Source organism: Microbacterium algihabitans (assembly GCF_032464975.1).
In the GTDB taxonomy this organism is placed as follows: Bacteria; Actinomycetota; Actinomycetes; order Actinomycetales; family Microbacteriaceae; genus Microbacterium; species Microbacterium algihabitans.
On record NZ_JAWDIU010000001.1, the window covers coordinates 1,074,336 to 1,092,530 of the forward strand.

Consider the following 18,195-nt stretch of genomic DNA (forward strand, 5'->3'; position numbering starts at 1 on the left):
GGCTGAACGATGTGCGCGTCAGATTGCGCAACGCCCCTAGTGCGCGTAGTGTCGCGCGCCGTGACTGACGAAAGTCGCGTTGACGGCGAAGAGACGCCGATCGCGAAACGCATCCTGATCGGCGAGCCCCTCACCTCCGAGAAACTCGACGAGCAGCTCCTCCCCAAGAAGATGGCGTTGCCCATCTTCGCCTCCGACGCACTCTCCTCCGTGGCCTACGCCCCGCAGGAACTCCTGATGATCCTGCTCATCGGAGGAACCGCCCTGCTGACCCTCAGCCCCTGGGTCGCAGTGGCGGTCGTGACGCTGCTGGTCGTGGTGGTGTTGAGCTACCGGCAGCTGATCAAGGCCTACCCCTCCGGCGGTGGCGACTACGAGGTCGCCAGCAAGAACCTCGGCGAGGTGCCGGGTGTCGTGGTGGCCGCGGCCCTGCTGGTCGACTACGTGCTCACGGTCGCCGTGTCGGTGGCATCCGGAGTCGACAACATCATTTCGGCATTGCCCGAATTGAATCCGTTCCGCGTCGAGATCGCCGTCGGATTCGTCATTCTCATCGTCGTCGTCAACCTCCGCGGAGTGCGCGAGGCGTCGGGCGTCTTCGCGATCCCCACCTACCTCTTCATCGGCTCGGTCGGCGTGATGATCGTCGTCGGGCTCGGGCGCACGCTCTTGGGCAACGCCCCCGTGGCCGAGAGCGCCCAGTACGCCGTGCAGGCCGAATCGCTCACGCAAGCCGCGCTGATCCTGCTCGTGTTGCGCGCGTTCTCGAGCGGCTGTTCGGCCCTGACGGGAGTCGAGGCCGTCTCGAACGGCGTCCCCGCGTTCCGCATGCCGAAGATCCGCAACGCCCAGACCACGCTGACGATGATGGGCGGCATCGCCATCATCCTCTTCGCCGGTCTGACGGCGCTCGCGCTCATCTCGGGCGTGCACTACGCCGAGAACCCGTGCAACTTGATCGGGTTCGACTGCGCGAACAACCCGCAGCCGAGCCTCATGGCCCAGGTCGCCGCCGCGACCTTCGGCATGGGCAGCATCCCGTTCTTCATCATCCAGGCCGCCACCGCGTGCGTGCTGCTGCTCGCGGCCAACACCGCGTTCAACGGCTTCCCGCTGCTGGGCGCGGTGCTCGCCCGCGACGGCTACGCGCCCAAGGCGCTGAACACCCGCGGCGACCGCCTCGTGTACTCGAACGGCATGATCATCCTCGGCATCGTCGCCATCGGCGTGCTGATCGTCTACCAGGCCAACCTCACGACGCTGATCCAGCTGTACATCATCGGCGTGTTCGTGTCGTTCTCGCTCGGTCAGATCGGCATGGTCCGGCACTGGCGCCGCGCGCTGCGGGGGCTGAAGGATCTACCGCCCGAGGCCGCGAAGCAGCAGTCCGCCGCGATCGAACGCCGCTCGGCCATCTCGGGCCTGTGGATCAACTCCGTGGGCGCGGCGATGACGGTGCTCGTTCTGGTCATCGTGACCATCACCAAGTTCACCCACGGCGCGTGGCTGGTGTTCATCGCGATCCCGATCCTCGCGGTGCTCATGATCGGCGTAAACCGCTATTACCGCGACGTCGAGCACGAGATCCGCATGGACGAGACCGTGCACTTCGGCTCATCGGGCGACGTCGCCATCGTGCTGGTGAACCGCCTGCAGAAGCCCGTCATGAAGGCGATCGACTACGCCCTGGCCGCGAACCACCAGAAGACCCTCGCGGTGCACGTCGCCATCACCGAAGAGGACTCGGCGAAGCTGCAGAAGGAGTGGGCCGAGCACGACATCCCGATCCCGCTCGTCATCATCGACTCGCCGTACCGCACCTACACCTCGCCCGTGACGGCCTTCATCAAGAAGTACCGCGCGAACAACGGCTCGGCCGTGGTCACCGTCTACCTGCCGCAGTTCATCGTGGGCCACTGGTGGGAGTCGATCCTGCACAACCGCCGCTCGCGCCGCCTCGCGCACCAGCTCATGCTCGTGCACGGCGTCTCGATCACCCTGGTGCCGTGGCTGCTCGACTCGTCGGAGCTCATCTACGGCCGCCGGTCGCGTCCCCTGCCGGGCCAGCAGCGCGGTGGTCAGCCCGTCGCCGAGGTGCCGGCGCACAAGTCGAAGAAGGTGCCGCAGCCGCCGGCATCCTGAGCCCGTCACGAACGCCCTCGCCCCTGCGGTGGGGGCGTTCGGCGTTTCGCGACACGGCCGGAGAGTGGACGCCGCGTCGCCTGCTGCGCCAGGGTGGATGCCATGCCGGTCCTCGCCCTTCTGACCCTCGCCGTGATGGTGATCGCTCTGATCGATGCGATCACGCGTCGTGACGACCAGGTGAAGCACATGCCGAAGTTCGTGTGGGTGTTCTTCATCGTGCTGCTGCCGCTCATCGGGTCGATTCTGTGGTTCACGCTCGGTCGCGAGTACGAGCAGCGGTCGACGCCGATGTCGTTCGGCGACCCGCGGCGCTGGCAGAGGGACGCGCAGCCCACTCCCCCACCGGCTCCGCGCGAGAGCCGCACCACCGAGCAGCAGATCGCCGACCTCGAACGCGAGATGCACCTCGCCGACCTCGAGGAGCAGGTGCGCCGCCGCCGTGCCGAGGATGGGTCCGCGGGCTGACTCCCGAGCCGCGGTCGCCCCGTTGAGTGTCCAGATCACTCACCCGGGATGACGGGGACGCACGAGCCCGCGTCAGTCGGTCGGGCGCCGGCGCATCTTCTTCACGTCGGTGCGGCGTTGCTTGGCCTGCAGCCGACGCTCCTTCGACCCGCGCGTCGGCTTCGTCGCGCGACGCGGCGGGGCGGGCGGGCGCACGGCGTCGGCGACGAGGGCCGCGAGCCGGGCCCGCGCGGCGTCGCGATTGCGCAGCTGCGCGCGATGCTCCGAAGCAGCGATGGTCAGCACCCCGTCGACCAGCCGATCACCGAGCCGCTCGAGCACGCGCTCACGCTGCACGGGGGACAGAACGGCGGATGCCGCGGCATCCCACATCAGCTCCACCCGGGAGTCGGCGGTGTTCACGCCCTGACCCCCCGGACCCGACGAGCGCGAGAACCGCCACGACAGCTCTGCCGCCGGAATCACGAGCGCCGCGCTCACGCGCACGTCGGATCCGTCGGAGGAGAGCATGCCTCCATCATGCGCGGTCGGCGCAGCTGCCAGCCCCGACGCGGTGCCGAGACTGCATCTCGCTGACAACTCCGCGTCAGGCTGCAACGGGGATGTCAGCGAGATGCAGTCTCGCGGGCAGGGGACCCCGCCCAGCCACCCCGTAAGCACTCCGTATGCGTCCGTCAGGGAGCCGTAGGGAAAGCGTTAGGAGCCCCGGATGCCGGCTCCCGGCGGAGTTGTATCGACAGACGTGCCGCCCCGCGGCGCCCGCGGCCCGCCCGCGGTCAGACCCGAATCTGGAGTCGTCGTGCTCGATGTCGTCTTCCTCGCCGTGACCGTCGCGATCTTCGCGCTGGTCGCGCTCGTCGCCAAGGGGGTCGAGAAGATGGGCCCCGAGGCCCGCCCCTCGTCCGCCCGCCCCACCGGTCGAGGCGGTGAGCGCTCGTGATCTTCTTCTCGATCCTGGCCGCCGTGCTCGCGGTCGCCGCCGTCGTGTACCTCGTGGTCGCGCTCGTTCGACCGGAGAAGTTCTGACATGGATTCCGGAACCATCTGGTCGATCGTCTTGACCAGCCTCACCCTCATCGTCGCCCTCGGCCTGTCGTACCGCCCCGTCGGCGACTACATCGCCCGCATCTACACCGGCGAGCGCGATCTCGCCGTCGAGCGCGGCACCTACCGCCTGATCGGCGTCGACCCCCGCAGCGCCCAGACCTGGCAGGCGTACCTGCGCTCGGTGCTGCTGTTCTCGTTCGTCAGCGTCGTGTTCGTCTACGCGATCATGCGCCTGCAGGCGGTGCTCCCGCTCTCGCTCGGCTTCGACGCCCCCGGCGAGGCGCTGTCGTTCAACACGGCGGTGTCGTTCGTGACGAACACCAACTGGCAGTCGTACTCGGGCGAGGCCACGCTCGGCTACACCGTGCAGTTCGCCGCCCTCACGGTACAGAACTTCGTGTCGGCCGCCGTGGGCATCGCCGTCGCCGTGGCCCTCGTACGCGGCTTCGCGTACCGCCGCAGCGGCGTGATCGGCAACTTCTGGGTCGACCTCGTGCGCGGCACCTACCGTCTGCTGCTGCCCTTCGCGGTCATCGCGGCGATCGTGCTGCTCGCCGGTGGCGTCATCCAGAACCTCTCGGGATTCACGGATGCCACCACGGTGGCGGGCGCCGCCCAGTCGATCCCCGGCGGGCCGGTCGCCTCGCAGGAGGCCATCAAGCTGCTCGGCACCAACGGTGGCGGCATCTTCAACACGAACTCCGCGCACCCGTTCGAGAACCCCACGCCGTGGACGAACCTCTTCGAGATCTTCCTCATGCTGGTGATCCCGTTCTCGCTCCCCCGTGCCTTCGGACGGATCGTGAACGACGACCGTCAGGGCTACACGATCCTCGGCGTGATGGGTGCGATCTTCGTGGCATCCGCCGCCCTTCTCACCTGGGCCGAGATGGCCGGCAACGGCACGGCCCCGATGCTCGCGGGTGGCGCGATGGAGGGCAAAGAGGTGCGCTTCGGCATCTTCGGCTCGACCCTCTTCGGCACCACCAGCACGCTGACCTCGACCGGTGCCGTCAACTCGATGCACGACAGCTACACGGCCCTCGGTGGCATGATGCCGATGATCAACATGATGCTCGGCGAGATCGCCCCCGGCGGGGTCGGATCGGGCCTGTACGGCATGCTGATCCTCGCCGTGATCGCGGTCTTCGTCGGTGGGCTGCTGATCGGCCGCACGCCCGAGTACCTGGGCAAGAAGATCGGCCCCAAGGAGATCAAGCTCGCGAGCCTGTACATCCTCGTCACCCCGACCCTCGTGCTCGCCGGGACCGCGTTGAGCTTCGGCATTCCGGCGATCCGCTCCGACGTCGAGGCCACCTCGATCTGGAACCCGGGCATCCACGGACTGAGCGAGGTGCTCTACGCCTTCACCTCGGCCGCCAACAACAACGGGTCGGCCTTCGCGGGCCTCACCGCCAACACCCCGTGGTTCAACACCGCGCTCGGTGTGGCGATGCTGCTCGGCCGGTTCCTGCCGATCGTGTTCGTGCTGGCCCTCGCCGGTTCGCTCGCGGCTCAGGATGCCGTGCCTTCGACCGCCGGCACCCTGCCGACGCACCGCCCGCAGTTCGCCGGCCTTCTGGGCGGCGTGGCCGTGATCGTGACGGCTCTCACCTATTTCCCGGTCCTCACCCTCGGACCCCTCGCTGAAGGACTTGCCCGCTGATGTCCGTTTCCACTCACATGGCCCCTGAGCCTGTCGAAGGGTCCCCGGCCCCCGCAGCCGAACACGCGCCCACCGCCCCGCGCCGCGCATTCGGCACCGCGCAGGTCGTGGCCGCCCTCCCGGGCGCGGCCAAGAAGCTCAATCCCGCCGCGCAGTGGCGCAACCCCGTGATGTTCCTCGTCTGGGTGGGCGCTGCCCTGACGACGCTCATCGCGATCGCCGAGCCCTTCCTCGGCGGGAGCGACGAGAGCCTCCCCTTCGGCTTCACCTGGGGCATCGCCGTCTGGCTGTGGCTCACGGTGTTCTTCGCCAACATCGCCGAGTCGGTGGCCGAGGGCCGCGGCAAGGCGCAGGCGGCGACCCTGCGCAAGACGCGCACGACGACCTCGGCTCGCCGGGTCGTCTCGTACGACGCGAAGGCCGATCCCTCGGCATCCCGTGCCGCCACCGAAGACGTCCCCTCGGGCGACCTCGGCCTCGGCGACATCGTGCTGGTCGAGACCGGAGAGCTCATCCCCGGCGACGGCGACATCGTGTCGGGCATCGCGACGGTGGACGAGTCGGCCATCACGGGCGAGTCCGCCCCGGTCGTGCGCGAGTCGGGTGGCGACCGCAGCGCCGTCACCGGCGGCACGCGCGTGCTCAGCGACCGCATCGTGGTGAAGATCACCTCGAAGCCGGGTGAGACCTTCGTCGATCGCATGATCGCCCTGGTCGAGGGCGCGTCGCGTCAGCGCACGCCCAACGAGATCGCGCTGAACATCCTGCTCGCGAGCCTGTCGATCGTCTTCGTCGTCGTGGTGCTCGTGCTCAACCCGATCGCCTCGTACGCGGCCTCCCCCGTGTCGATCCCCGTGCTCGTGGCGCTGCTGGTCTGCCTGATCCCCACGACCATCGGTGCTCTGCTCAGCGCGATCGGCATCGCCGGCATGGACCGCCTCGTGCAGCGCAACGTGCTCGCCATGTCGGGCCGCGCGGTCGAGGCCGCGGGTGATGTCACCACCCTGCTGCTCGACAAGACCGGCACCATCACCTACGGCAACCGTCGCGCGTCGGCCTTCGTGCCGATGAAGGGCATCGGCAGCCCCGAGCTCGCCGAGTTCGCCTCGCTGTCGTCGCAGGCCGACCCCACGCCCGAGGGCGTCTCGGTTGTCGAGCTGGCCGCGGCCCAGGGCATCGTCGCCGACATGCCCCGCGGTGCGGAGCCCGTCCCATTCACCGCGCAGACCCGCATGAGCGGCCTCGACCTCGTCGACGGCACGCAGGTGCGCAAGGGTGCGAGTTCGGCCGTGCTCGCGTGGCTCGAGGCCTCGGGCAGCCCGGTCGCCCCGGCGCTGCGCGCGCAGCTGATGAGTGAGACGGATGCCATCGCCCAGTCCGGCGGCACGCCCCTGGTGGTCGCGACGTGGACTCCGGCAGGACGCCCGGTGGCTTCGACAAGCTCAGCCACCTCTGCGACCGAGGCCTCCGAACGTGCAACCGAGGTCCCTGAGCCTGTCGAAGGGACCAGACTCGCGCCGATCCCGGTGGCTTCGACAGGCTCAGCCACCTCTGCCGCAACCGGCACCGGCCGCATCCTCGGCGTCATCCACCTCAAGGACGTCGTCAAGGACGGCCTGCGCGAACGCTTCGGCGAGCTGCGCGCGATGGGGATCCGCACCGTGATGATCACGGGCGACAACCCCCTCACCGCCAAGGCGATCGCCGCAGAGGCGGGCGTCGACGACTTCCTCGCCGAGGCCACGCCCGAAGACAAGCTCGCCCTCATCCAGCGCGAGCAGGAGGGCGGCAACCTCGTCGCGATGACCGGTGACGGCACCAACGACGCCCCCGCCCTGGCGCAGGCCGACGTGGGTGTCGCGATGAACACGGGCACCTCGGCCGCGAAGGAGGCCGGCAACATGGTCGACCTCGATTCCGACCCGACCAAGCTCATCGACATCGTGCGCATCGGCAAGCAGCTGCTCATCACGCGCGGCGCGCTGACCACGTTCTCGCTCGCCAACGACATCGCGAAGTACTTCGCGATCATTCCGGCGATGTTCATGGGCGTGTTCCCGGGCCTCGCGGCGCTGAACATCATGGGCCTGCACTCCCCGGCATCCGCGGTCACGAGCGCGATCATCTTCAACGCGATCGTGATCATCGTGCTCATCCCCCTCGCCCTGCGCGGTGTGAAGTATCGCGCCGCGAGCGCGTCGAGCATCCTCAGCCGCAACCTGCTCGTCTACGGGCTCGGCGGCGTCATCGTCCCCTTCATCGGCATCAAGCTCATCGACCTCGTCGTGAGCCTGCTCCCCGGCTTCTGAAAGGCCCCGTCATGCGCACCACCCTGCGTACCACCGGCGTCGCCGTCCGCGCGATGGCCGTCTTCACCCTGCTCCTCGGCGTGGCCTACATGCTGCTGATCACTGCGGTCGGCCAGGTCGCCCTGCCGTTCCAGGCGAACGGTTCGCTCATCAAGACCGCCGACGGACAGGTTTCGGGCTCGCAGCTGATCGGGCAGTCCTTCACGGATGCCGACGGCAACGCCCTCCCGCAGTACTTCCAGTCCCGCCCCTCGGCCGCGGGCGACGGCTACGACTCGACCGCCTCGAGCGGATCGAACTGGGGGCCCGAGAACGAAGACCTCATCGCCGCGATCGAGGAGCGCACGGCCGCGTCGGTCGAGCTCGACGGGTCGGGGCAGATCCCGGCGGACGCCCTGACCGCCTCGGCATCCGGGCTCGACCCCGACATCTCGGTGGCCAACGCCGAGCGCCAGGTCGCCCGCGTCGCGGAGGCCCGGGGTGTCTCGGCATCCGAGGTCGAATCCCTCGTGAGCGAGCACACGATCTCGCGCGACCTGGGCTACCTCGGCGACCCGCGCGTGAACGTGGTCGAGCTCAATCGCGCGCTCGACGCCCTCTGAGAGACGAGAATCAGGGACATGCATCTGTCACCCGCCGCCGTCGCGCCTCTCGCGCGGCGGCGGCGCCGTGCGTCCGAGCGGCGAGCGGTCGCTGAGCGGCGAGCGGTCGCTGGGACGCGAGCGGTCGCTGAGCCTGTCGAAGCGTCCGCGGGGGTCGCGGAACGGCGAGCGGTCGCTGAGCCTGTCGAAGCGTCCGCGGGCATCGCGGAACGGCGAGCGGTCGCTGAGCCTGTCGAAGCGTCCGCGGGCATCGCGGAACGGCGAGCGGTCGCTGAGCCTGTCGAAGCGTCCGCGGGGGTCGCGGTCCCTTCGACAAGCTCAGGGACCTGGGGCAGCTCAGGGACCTGGGGCAGCTCAGGGACCTGGGGCAGCTCAGGGACCTGGGGCAGCTCAAGGACCTCGGCGAGCGCAGGGACCTCGGTCCCGAGGAGTGCCTCGTGAAGCGCGGTCGCCTGCGCGTGCTGCTCGGCATGGCGCCCGGCGTCGGCAAGACGTACGAGATGCTCGAAGAGGGCCGGCGCCTGCGCGACGAGGGCCACGACGTCGTCATCGCGATCGTCGAGACCCACGGTCGCGTCGCCACCGCAGCCCAGGCCGAGGGCCTCGAGGTCATCCCCCGCCGCGCCGTCGCCCACCGCGGGGTCGCCCTCGACGAGATGGATCTGGTTGCCGTCCTGGAGCGTCATCCGCGGATCGCCCTCGTCGACGAACTCGCGCACACCAACGTCCCCGGCTCGCGCAACGACAAGCGCTGGATCGACGTCGAAGAGCTTCTCGACGCGGGCATCGACGTCATCACGACGGTCAACGTGCAGCACATCGAATCCCTCAACGACGTGGTCGAGAAGATCACGGGGGTCGTGCAGCGGGAGACGGTTCCGGATGCCGTGGTCCGCTCCGCCGATCAGATCGAGGTCGTCGACCTGGCGCCGCAGTCTCTCCGCGATCGGCTCGCCGCAGGTTCGGTGTATCCCGCCGAACGTATCGACGCCGCCCTGTCGAACTACTTCCGCCTCGGCAACCTGACGGCGCTGCGCGAGCTCGCCCTGCTGTGGCTCGCCGACGAGGTCGACTCGGCTCTGCAGCGCTATCGCACCGAGCACGGCATCGAGGGCTCGTGGCAGGCGCGCGAGCGGGTGGTCGTGGCGCTCACCGGCGGCCCCGAGGGCGAGACGCTCATCCGCCGCGGAGCCCGGATCGCTGCCCGCTCGGCCGGCGGCGAGCTGCTCGCCGTGCACGTGTCGAGTCAGGACGGCCTGCGCACCAGCGCTCCGGCCACGCTCGCCGAGCAGCGCGCCCTCGTCGAATCGCTCGGCGGCTCGTATCACCAGGTGGTCGGCGATGACCCGGCGACCGCGCTCGTCGACTTCGCCCGTTCGGTCAACGCCTCGCAGCTCGTCATCGGCGTGAGCCGCCGCGGTCGACTCGCCGCCGCCCTCACCGGTCCCGGCATCGGTGCCACCGTCATCCGCCTCTCGGGCGACATCGACGTGCACATCGTCAGCCACGCGCGCGCGGGCGGCCGGTTCGCCCTCCCCCGCCTCGCCGGCCCGGCGCTGAGCGTCAAACGTCGCATCCTCGGCTTCGTCGCGGCCCTCGTGGGCGGACCGGTGGTCTCGCTCCTGCTGCTGTCCACCGGCTCCGACGACTCCATCACCACCGACGTGCTGGCCTACCAGTTGCTCGTCGTGATCGTCGCCCTCATCGGCGGCATCTGGCCCGCGGTGTTCGCCGCCGTGCTGTCGGGGGTGACGCTCGACTTCCTCTTCATCCAACCGCTGTACACGGTCACGATCAGCAACCCCGTGCACGCGATCGCGCTCGTGCTCTACGTCGTCATCGCGATGCTCGTCAGCATCGTCGTCGACCAGGCGGCCCGCCGCGACCGCACCGCGCGCCGCGCGGGCGCCGAGGCCGAGATGATCGCCACGGTCGCCGGCAGCGTGCTGCGCGGCGAGAGCGCCGTGCCCGCGCTGGTGAGCCGTGCCCGCGAGGCGTTCGGCCTGGCCGGGGTACGGCTGATCGCGGCCGACGGGTCGGTGCTCGCCACCGACGGTGAGCCCGTGCGCGACGATCGCCGGGTCGCCCTCCCCGTCGGCGACGGCCGCGCGACGCTCGAGCTGCACGGCGGCGACCTCGACGCCTCGGAGCGCCGCCTGCTCGACGTCGTCGTGGCGCAGCTCGCGGCCGCCCTCGAGCGCACCGACCTGGCCGAGACCGCGGCCGAAGTCGGCGCTCTCGCCGAAACCGATCAGGTGCGCAGTGCTCTGCTGTCGGCCGTCAGCCACGACCTGCGTCGTCCCCTCGCCGCGGCCGTCGCCTCTCTCGGCGGCCTGCGCGCCGCCGGTGATCACCTCTCCGAGGACGACCGCCGCGAACTGCTCGAGACCGCCGACGAGAGTCTCGCGACGCTCTCGATCCTCGTGACCGACCTGCTCGACGTGAGCCGTGTGCAGGCGGGCGTGCTCGCGGTGTCGCTCACGCCGACGGATGCCGCGGGCGTCGTGCTCATGGCGCTCGACGAGCTCGATCTCGGCCCCGACGACGTCGAGCTCGCCCTCGACCCCGACCTGCCGATGCTCAGCGCCGACCCGGTGCTGCTGCAGCGGGTGCTCGTCAACGTGCTGACGAACGCCCAGCGCTACACGCCCGACGGCGAGCGCGTACGCATCGCCACGAGCCGCCTCGGCGGCACGGCCGAGATCCGCGTGATCGACCACGGACCGGGCATCGCCGCCGAACGCCGCGAAGACATGTTCTCGCCGTTCCAGCGCCTCGGCGACACCGACAACACCGCCGGCCTCGGCCTCGGCCTGGCGCTCTCGCGCGGGTTCGCCGAGGGCATGGGCGGAACACTCACCCCCGAAGACACCCCCGGCGGCGGGCTCACCATGGTCGTGGCGCTCCCCGTCGCGGGCGCGGCTGCCATGGCATCCGGAAGCTCCAGGAGGACGCCGTGAAGGTACTCATCGCCGACGACGACCCGCAGCTGGTCCGCGCACTGCGCATCACGCTCGCCGCGCACGGCTACGACGTGGTGGCCGCGGCCGACGGCGCCGCAGCGATCACCCTCGCCGCCCAAGCGCATCCCGACATCGTGCTGCTCGATCTCGGCATGCCGCATCTCGACGGCGTGCAGGTGATCGAGGCCCTGCGCGGCTGGACGACCGCTCCGATCATCGTCGTCTCGGGCCGCACGGGCTCGGCCGACAAGGTCGAGGCGCTCGATGCCGGCGCCGACGACTTCGTGACGAAGCCGTTCCAGATCGACGAGCTGCTCGCGCGCCTGCGCGTGCACGCGCGGCGGTCGGTGCCTTCGGCGGGAGACGCCGTCGTACGCTTCGGCGACGTCGAGGTCGACCTGGCGGCAAAGGCCGTGCTGCGCGCGGGCGCTCGGGTGCACCTCACCCCCACGGAATGGCGGATGCTGGAGTTCCTCGCCCGCAACCCCGGTTCGCTCGTCACGCGCCAGACGCTGCTGAAGGAGATCTGGGCCAGCGAGCAGGTCGCCGACTCCGGCTACCTGCGGCTGTACATGTCGCAACTGCGAAAGAAGCTCGAGGCCGATCCGTCGAACCCCGTGCACCTGCTCACCGAGCAGGGGATGGGCTACCGACTCGTCGTGTGACCGGCGCTCACTCCGGCTTGCGACGGGTGCGGGCGTTCCAGATCGGCTGCCCGATCGTGATGGCGGCCTCGCCGATGGAGAAGACGACGCCCGTCATCACCTCAGTCCCTCGCCGACCCGCAACTGCGCATCACCGATATGCACACCGACCGAGGCACCTACGAAATCGGCGCGCTTCCCAGCCACCTCGCCGAGGTGCGCGACCGACTCACGAGATCGTCAGCGTCGCCGTCGCGGTGAGGTTCTGATCGCTGTCGCGGTACGCCGCCGTGATGGTCGATGATCCGGATGCCGCCGGCGCGGTGATCTGCGTCGTCCAGACGCCGTAGTAGCTGGTGGTTCCCGAGCTCGCCGCCAGCGTCGCCCCGCCCGACGCCGAGGCCGAGACCGACTGGCCCGCCCAGTTCTTCCCGGCGTTGTCGGTGACCTTGACCGTCACCGTCGCCTTGCCGCCCGGGGCCACGCTGGTCGGCGAGACCGACACCGACAGCACCCGGCGGGCGAAGGTCACGGTCGTCGAGGCGGTGGCCGTGCCGCCGCTGCCGGTCGCTGTCACCGTGGCGGTCGCCGTGGCGTCGGCGTGGCCGGTCGCGATGGCCTGCGTGCGGAAGACGCCGTTCGCGTCCGTCGTGCCGCTGCGCGCAGCGAACTGCCATGCCCCGCTCGTGCCGCTCAGCGTCACCGACTGCCCCGCCAGCGGCTGACCGGACGCGTCCTTGCGCACGATGGTGACGTTCACCGCTTCGCCGGAGCGCACGAGGGTCGAGCTGAACGTCAGGGTGACCGACCCCGGGTCCGACCCCGCATGCGCGGGTGAGGTCACGGCCAGCACCACCGCGGGAACGGTGAGGGCGGCAGCGCCGACGACGGCCCGGCGCGAGGGGATGCGGTGCTCGTGAGTGAGGTTCTCGGACATATCGGCGCGCCCTTTCGCTCGGTGAGCGGCGAGTGGAGCGCCGCACGCTCGGCACGGTCCCCGTCATCGTCACCCCTGCCACGCGCGACGATACGACGGACCTCGTCCGATTAGGCCGACGACGCCGGCTTCTTCACCCTCAGCGCATGTCGACGAGCGCGTCGTCGCCCGTCTCGTCGTCGACCTCCGCCGCCAGGAATTCCGCCTGCACCCGGGCGCAGCGCGACGCGAAGACGATCGAGTGCAGCAGCATCAGCGCAGTTCCCCGACCGTGTGGCATCCGGGACACGGGAAGGCGATGCGGTCGCCCACGCGCACGTCGCCGGGCAGCACGACGGTTCCGCACGACTCCTCCCCGTGGGCGTCGACGACGGCGAAGGGTTCGTCGTAGGCGTGCGAGACGCGTCCGATGAGCCGCGCCTCACGCCAGACCGCCTCGAGTCCCGCGACGCAGGCGTCGAGGCGCAGGCTGTCGGGCGTGGCATCCGTCACCGTTGCCACCACGACGGTCGTCGACAGGACGGCGGATGCCACCCCACCCGAGGCCGGGATCACCGCGGGCCCCGTGCAGACGCAGGGCGTGCCGCAGATGTCGGCGTATCGACCGACCGACATCGCGCGCACCGTGACGTCGTCGAGCGTGGGCGCGGAGCCGGCGGGCCACGCCGCCGCGTCGAAGGGCGCCGGGATGCTGGCGCGAAGGGTGGGGAGCAGGGCCGTGAGGGTCATGGCATCCGGTCTACGCCGCGTCGGGCGGCGGATCCGCGGCCCTCACGATTCGCGAACGGCCGCGGACGCTTTCCTCACTCTTCACTCGCGGGGAGGATGCGCCGGGGGGGGTCGTGCGCCGAGACGGCATCTCGCTGACATTTCCGGTGCAGGATGACCCCGGGTTGTCAGCGAGATGCCGTCTCGCGGCTCCGCGGCGTGGCGGTCGGGGCGACCGCGAGATCGCGCGCCCGGCACCGCGCCGTGCTCACGACACGTCGCCCGCGATCTCGCGCAAGGTCGCGAGGTGGCTCCGCCAGGCGGCGCGACCCTGGGTGGTGAGGGTGAGCGAGGTGCGCGGCATCTTGCCCGCGAAGGACTTGCCGACCGACAGGTATCCGGCCGCCTCGAGGCTCGACACCTGCTTGCTGAGGGCGGAGTCGGTCACCTCGATCGCATCGCGCACCTCTTTGAAGCTCAGCGTGCCCGCGCGGTCGAGGGCCGCGACGATCGAGAAGCGCACGGGGTTCTGCAGCAGCTCGTCGAGACGATGCCGCGGGTGCGAGGCGGCCATGGTCACGACCGGGCCTCGCGGGCCGCGCACACGAACGACACGAGAAGCACGAGGCCCGAGGCGAGTCCGGCGAGCAGTACGTTGCCGTGCGCCCAGATCACGACCGAGAGCGCGATCGCGTACGAGACGAACCAGCTGGCGATGTAGGTCGTCCAGCGGCGACCGCGGGCGAAGGCGGAACGCCCCTGGATGCTGATGACGAAGAAGATGATGAGCGCGAACATCACCGCGAGCAGGCTGACGTAGGCGAGACCGAAGGCGTCGCCGGTGGCGAGGGCCATGGCGAAGGTGCCCATCGAGGTCGCCACGCCCAACGCGACGATGAAGGTGATGTACGGCCACCGCGTGGCGTTGTGCGCCGAGTGGCTGAGGCGGTCGGCGTGGTCGAGCAGTGCTCGCGCCTCGGTCGGGGTGACGGTGGGCGTGTGGTCCATGGCGGATCCTTTCGACTTCTCCACCATGGCATGTACTTTCCACATTGGCAAGTACTTCCCCCGCAACAGGTTCCTATCGCAGGACCGCGGGCACCTCGGCCCACACCGCCCGATCTGCGACCGACGGCGCGACCGGAATCCGGCCTTCTCCGTCGGGCTCGGGGATCGCGGCGAGAAGAGCTCGGGTGTACGGATGCCGCGGAGCCGCCCATACCTCCGCCGTCGGCCCCGACTCCAGCACTCGGCCGCCGAACATCACGTGGGTCCGGTCGGCGATGCGCCGCACCACGGCGAGGTCGTGCGAGATGAACAGCATGCCCGCGCCGGCCTCGGCGACCAGATCGCGCATCAGCGCCGCCACGCTCGTTTGCGTCGAGGCGTCGAGGGCCGAGATCGGCTCATCGGCGACGAGCAGCGAGGGGCGCGCGGCGAGTGCTCGCGCGATCGCGAGGCGCTGCTTCTGCCCGCCCGAGAACTGGTGTGGGAACCGCGTGGCGACGGCGGGCGGCAGGCCCACCCGTTCGAGCCACTCGCCCACCGTCGACCCGGCGGCCCCGCGGGCGCGGGCGGTCGCGATGCCGTCGGCGATCTGGTCGCCCACGCGCCGGCGCGGATTGAGCGAGGTCGAGGGGTCTTGGAAGACCATCTGAATGCTCGTCAGCGCCTCCGAGCGCCGACGCAGACCCAGCGGTGCCACCGGCGAGCCCTGGAAGAGAACGGTTCCGCCGGCGGTCTTCTCGATCCCCACGACAGCGCGGGCGAAGCTCGACTTGCCGCTGCCCGACTCCCCCACCAGCGCCACGGTCTCGCCGGGCGCGACGCGCAGCGACACCTCGTCGACCGCGATCACGGGCGGTGTGCCGGGGTAGCGTACGGTGACTCCCTGCGCGTCGAGGACGGCGGCCTCACTCATCGATCTCGCCCTTCGTCACGGCATCCGCCCACTCGGCATCGGGAGCCTCGATCTTCGACCCCGGCAGAGCTGCCAGCAGAGCACGCGTGTACTCGTGCTGCGGGTCGCGGAAGAGGGTCTCGCGATCGGCGCGCTCGACGATGAGACCGTCCTTCATGACGGCCACCTCGTCGGCGATCGCGCTCATCACACCCAGGTCGTGGGTCACCAGCAGCACGGCGAGGCGTCGCTCGGTCGCGAGGTCGCGCAGCAGCTGCAGGATGCCGGCCTGCACCGTCACGTCGAGGGCGGTGGTCGGCTCATCGGCGAGCAGCACCTCGGGGTCGCAGGCGAGGGCGCAGGCGATCGCGATGCGCTGACGCTGGCCGCCCGAGAACTGGTGGGGGTAGCGGCCCAGCGCCTCGGCCGCACGCGGCACCTGCACGATCTCGAGCAGTTCCTCGGCCCGCGCGCGCGCAGCTTTGCCCTTCAAGCCCAGGTGCACCCGCAGGTGGTCGGTGAGCTGACGGCCCACCGGCAGCTGCGGATGCAGCGACGCCGAGGGGTCTTGGAAGATCATCGCGATGCGCTTGCCCCGGATGCGGTTGAGCGCGCGACGGCCGAGCCCGAGGATCTCCTCGCCGGCGAGGAGGATCGAACCACCCGTCCGCGCCTGGCGGGGAAGCAGTCCGAGCACGGCGAGCGAGGTCAGGGTCTTGCCCGAACCCGACTCTCCGGCCAGGCCGTGGATGCGGCCCGGCTCGAGTTCGAAAGAAACGCCGCGAACGAGCGGGCGACCGATGTCGATCGTCAGATCGCGGATCGAGAGGGTGCTCATGCGGGCACCCCCGCCGAGGCCTGGTGATCGGCCTGCCGCTCATGCGCGATCTCGGCCGTGGGGTCGAGCACGTCGCGCATCGCATCGCCGAGGAAGTTGAACGCGAGCACGACCGTGAGGATCGCCAGTCCGGGGAACACCCCGAGCCACCACGCGTCGAAGTTCTGCATCGCGCCCGAGATCATCGAGCCCCACTCCGCCGTGGGCGGCTGTGCGCCCAGGCCCAGGAACGACAGGCCCGAGAGCAGCAGGATCGCCGCGCCGATGTCGAGGGTCGCGAGAACGAGCACGGGGCCGGCGATGTTGGGGAGGATGTCGATGGCCAGCGTGCGCAGCGGCGAGTGGCCGAGCAGTCGACCGGCGATGACGTAGTTCTGTCCGCGCAGACCCAGCACGATGCTGCGGGTGACGCGGGAGTACTGCGGCCACGACACCACGATCGCGGCGATCACGGCGTTGAACAGCGACGGTCCGAGCGAGGCGGCGACCACCATCGCCAGGATCACGGTCGGGAAGGCCATGAACAGGTCGGTGATGCGCATGAGCGTCTCATCGATCCACCCGCCGAAGTACCCGGCGACGGCGCCGATCACCGTTCCGATGATCAGGGCGGCGAGCACCAGCATGAGCGCGAGCGGGAGGCTGACGGTCGCACCCGTCATCAGGCGCGAGAAGATGTCGCGCCCGTTGCCGTCGGTGCCGAGCAGCGTGTCGATGCCCGGCTCCTGCAGACGCGGGAGCACCTGGTCGTTGGGGCCGAAGGGCACCCACCACTGGGCGGTGAAGGCGACGATCACCCAGGCGCCGGCGATGACGGTGCCGATGATGCCGAGGGGCGTGCGCCAGGCACGGGGCCAACGGAAACGGAAGCGCCCGCGCTTCGACGCGGCGGCGAGGTGGCTCATGCGATCCTCACTCGGGGGTCGAGCACGCCGTACAGCAGGTCGACGATGAAGTTGATGAGCAGGTAGATGACTCCGACGACGAGACCGACGCCCATGATGCCGGGCAGGTCGAGGTTCGCGGCCGAGTTGTAGGCGTAGGTGCCGAGTCCCGGCCACGCGAACACCGATTCGACGAGCACGGTTCCCGACAGCAGCGCCCCGAACGCGACGCCCACGACGGTGAGGATGGGCAGCGACGCACCGCGAAGCACGTAGTCGACGATGATGCGCATCGCCGGCAGACCCTTGGCGCGGGCGGCGCGCACGTAGTCGCTCCCGAGCACCTCGAGCACCGAGGTGCGGATGAAGCGGGTGAGCAGTCCGATCGTGACCAGCGAGAGCACCATCACCGGCAAGGCGAGGTGAGCGAGGGCATCGATGAACCCCACCCCATCGCCGTTGAGCAGGTAGTCGACCGTGTAGAGACCGGTCACGCGCGGAGGCGGAGTGATGGCGGGCGAGATGCGGCCCGACCCCGGCGCGATGCGCAGCTCGAGGAAGAAGACGTAGAAGCTCACCAGAGCCAGCCAGAACGTCGGCACGCTCAGCCCGACCAGGGTGACCACACGGATCACCTGGTCGGAGACGAGCCCGCGGCGGTAGGCGGCGAGGGTTCCCAGCACGATGCTCACCACCATGCTGAGGATGATCGCCCCGATGGCGATCTCGATGGTCGCCGGGACCGCCGTGGCGAGGTCGCTGGTGACCGGGCGACCGGTCACCAGCGAGGTGCCGAGGTCTCCGCGCAGCAGATTGCCCATGTAGATGAAGTACTGGACGAACAGCGGCTGGTCGAGTCCTTGGGCCTTGATGAACGCCTCGCGGGTCGCGGGGTTCTGCGAAGCTCCCTCACCCAGCGCCGCCGACACGGGATCACCCGGCACCAGGTTGGTGAGCGCGAACGTGACGACGGTCACGCCCACCAACAGGATGAGGGAGGTTCCCGCGCGACGCAGGAGATAGCCGGCCAGGGGCGATCGGCGTCGCCGCGTCCCGCTGCGCACGGGCACTGTCGTCATGAGGGGAC

At 70.1% G+C, this 18,195-nt stretch carries 18 protein-coding genes; 9 read left to right on the forward strand and 9 right to left on the reverse strand.

Translation table 11 applies throughout. From position 1 onward, the window contains the following. The first annotated feature begins 48 nt into the window (after nucleotides 1–48). Nucleotides 49–2,142: an APC family permease gene (locus RWH43_RS05025; protein ID WP_154096938.1), complete on the forward strand. Its 2,094-nt coding sequence runs from the start codon at nucleotides 49–51 to the stop codon at nucleotides 2,140–2,142. Between the two features lie 102 nt (nucleotides 2,143–2,244). Then, nucleotides 2,245–2,610 carry a PLD nuclease N-terminal domain-containing protein gene (locus tag RWH43_RS05030; RefSeq protein ID WP_144830596.1) on the forward strand — a complete coding sequence of 122 codons (366 nt, stop codon included), beginning with the start codon at nucleotides 2,245–2,247 and terminating at the stop codon, nucleotides 2,608–2,610. A 72-nt stretch (nucleotides 2,611–2,682) separates the two neighbouring features. Here the strand turns inward: RWH43_RS05030 and arfB are convergent, their stop codons facing one another. Next, nucleotides 2,683–3,120, reverse strand: coding sequence for an alternative ribosome rescue aminoacyl-tRNA hydrolase ArfB (gene arfB, locus RWH43_RS05035; protein ID WP_316000833.1), 438 nt, complete (start codon nucleotides 3,118–3,120; stop codon nucleotides 2,683–2,685). A 199-nt stretch (nucleotides 3,121–3,319) separates the two neighbouring features. Between arfB and RWH43_RS05040 the strand changes: the two genes are divergently transcribed. From RWH43_RS05040 to RWH43_RS05070, 7 genes are all read left to right on the forward strand, one after another. Beyond that, on the forward strand, nucleotides 3,320–3,550 hold the full coding sequence (locus tag RWH43_RS05040) for a hypothetical protein (protein ID WP_316000834.1): 231 nt from the start codon (nucleotides 3,320–3,322) through the stop codon (nucleotides 3,548–3,550). Beyond that, complete coding sequence (gene kdpF, locus RWH43_RS05045; RefSeq protein WP_074696280.1) at nucleotides 3,547–3,636, forward strand: K(+)-transporting ATPase subunit F; 90 nt, start codon at nucleotides 3,547–3,549, stop codon at nucleotides 3,634–3,636. Before RWH43_RS05040 ends, kdpF begins: the two co-directional genes overlap by 4 nt. A 1-nt stretch (nucleotide 3,637) precedes the next feature. Next, entirely contained in the window at nucleotides 3,638–5,323 is a 1,686-nt protein-coding gene (gene kdpA, locus RWH43_RS05050) for a potassium-transporting ATPase subunit KdpA (RefSeq protein ID WP_316000835.1), read from the forward strand. Continuing rightward, nucleotides 5,323–7,632: a potassium-transporting ATPase subunit KdpB gene (kdpB, locus tag RWH43_RS05055; protein ID WP_316000836.1), complete on the forward strand. Its 2,310-nt coding sequence runs from the start codon at nucleotides 5,323–5,325 to the stop codon at nucleotides 7,630–7,632. Before kdpA ends, kdpB begins: the two co-directional genes overlap by 1 nt. An 11-nt stretch (nucleotides 7,633–7,643) precedes the next feature. Further along, nucleotides 7,644–8,234 (forward strand): K(+)-transporting ATPase subunit C, encoded by a 591-nt coding sequence (gene kdpC, locus RWH43_RS05060; protein WP_144830608.1) that lies wholly within the window; start codon nucleotides 7,644–7,646, stop codon nucleotides 8,232–8,234. A 437-nt stretch (nucleotides 8,235–8,671) separates the two neighbouring features. Then, nucleotides 8,672–11,194 (forward strand): DUF4118 domain-containing protein, encoded by a 2,523-nt coding sequence (locus RWH43_RS05065; RefSeq protein WP_316000837.1) that lies wholly within the window; start codon nucleotides 8,672–8,674, stop codon nucleotides 11,192–11,194. Continuing rightward, on the forward strand, nucleotides 11,191–11,862 hold the full coding sequence (locus RWH43_RS05070; RefSeq protein ID WP_316000838.1) for a response regulator: 672 nt from the start codon (nucleotides 11,191–11,193) through the stop codon (nucleotides 11,860–11,862). Before RWH43_RS05065 ends, RWH43_RS05070 begins: the two co-directional genes overlap by 4 nt. A 208-nt stretch (nucleotides 11,863–12,070) precedes the next feature. Here the strand turns inward: RWH43_RS05070 and RWH43_RS05075 are convergent, their stop codons facing one another. The 8 genes from RWH43_RS05075 to RWH43_RS05110 form a co-directional block, all read right to left on the reverse strand. Beyond that, complete coding sequence (locus RWH43_RS05075; protein WP_144830619.1) at nucleotides 12,071–12,778, reverse strand: Ig-like domain-containing protein; 708 nt, start codon at nucleotides 12,776–12,778, stop codon at nucleotides 12,071–12,073. Between the two features lie 252 nt (nucleotides 12,779–13,030). Continuing rightward, on the reverse strand, nucleotides 13,031–13,507 hold the full coding sequence (locus RWH43_RS05080; protein WP_307207764.1) for a hypothetical protein: 477 nt from the start codon (nucleotides 13,505–13,507) through the stop codon (nucleotides 13,031–13,033). Nucleotides 13,508–13,754: 247 nt separating this feature from the next. Beyond that, nucleotides 13,755–14,060 (reverse strand): winged helix-turn-helix domain-containing protein, encoded by a 306-nt coding sequence (locus tag RWH43_RS05085; protein WP_186325471.1) that lies wholly within the window; start codon nucleotides 14,058–14,060, stop codon nucleotides 13,755–13,757. A 2-nt stretch (nucleotides 14,061–14,062) separates the two neighbouring features. Continuing rightward, on the reverse strand, nucleotides 14,063–14,494 hold the full coding sequence (locus RWH43_RS05090; RefSeq protein ID WP_144830628.1) for a chemotaxis protein CheY: 432 nt from the start codon (nucleotides 14,492–14,494) through the stop codon (nucleotides 14,063–14,065). 73 nt (nucleotides 14,495–14,567) lie between these two features. Next, complete coding sequence (locus RWH43_RS05095; protein WP_316000839.1) at nucleotides 14,568–15,407, reverse strand: ABC transporter ATP-binding protein; 840 nt, start codon at nucleotides 15,405–15,407, stop codon at nucleotides 14,568–14,570. Beyond that, nucleotides 15,400–16,224 carry an ABC transporter ATP-binding protein gene (locus RWH43_RS05100; protein WP_154096945.1) on the reverse strand — a complete coding sequence of 275 codons (825 nt, stop codon included), beginning with the start codon at nucleotides 16,222–16,224 and terminating at the stop codon, nucleotides 15,400–15,402. Before RWH43_RS05100 ends, RWH43_RS05095 begins: the two co-directional genes overlap by 8 nt. Next, complete coding sequence (locus RWH43_RS05105) at nucleotides 16,221–17,129, reverse strand: ABC transporter permease (RefSeq protein WP_316000840.1); 909 nt, start codon at nucleotides 17,127–17,129, stop codon at nucleotides 16,221–16,223. The genes RWH43_RS05100 and RWH43_RS05105 overlap by 4 nt, the downstream gene beginning before the upstream one ends. After that, nucleotides 17,126–18,187 carry an ABC transporter permease gene (locus RWH43_RS05110; protein ID WP_144830640.1) on the reverse strand — a complete coding sequence of 354 codons (1,062 nt, stop codon included), beginning with the start codon at nucleotides 18,185–18,187 and terminating at the stop codon, nucleotides 17,126–17,128. Before RWH43_RS05110 ends, RWH43_RS05105 begins: the two co-directional genes overlap by 4 nt. Nucleotides 18,188–18,195 lie beyond the last annotated feature (8 nt).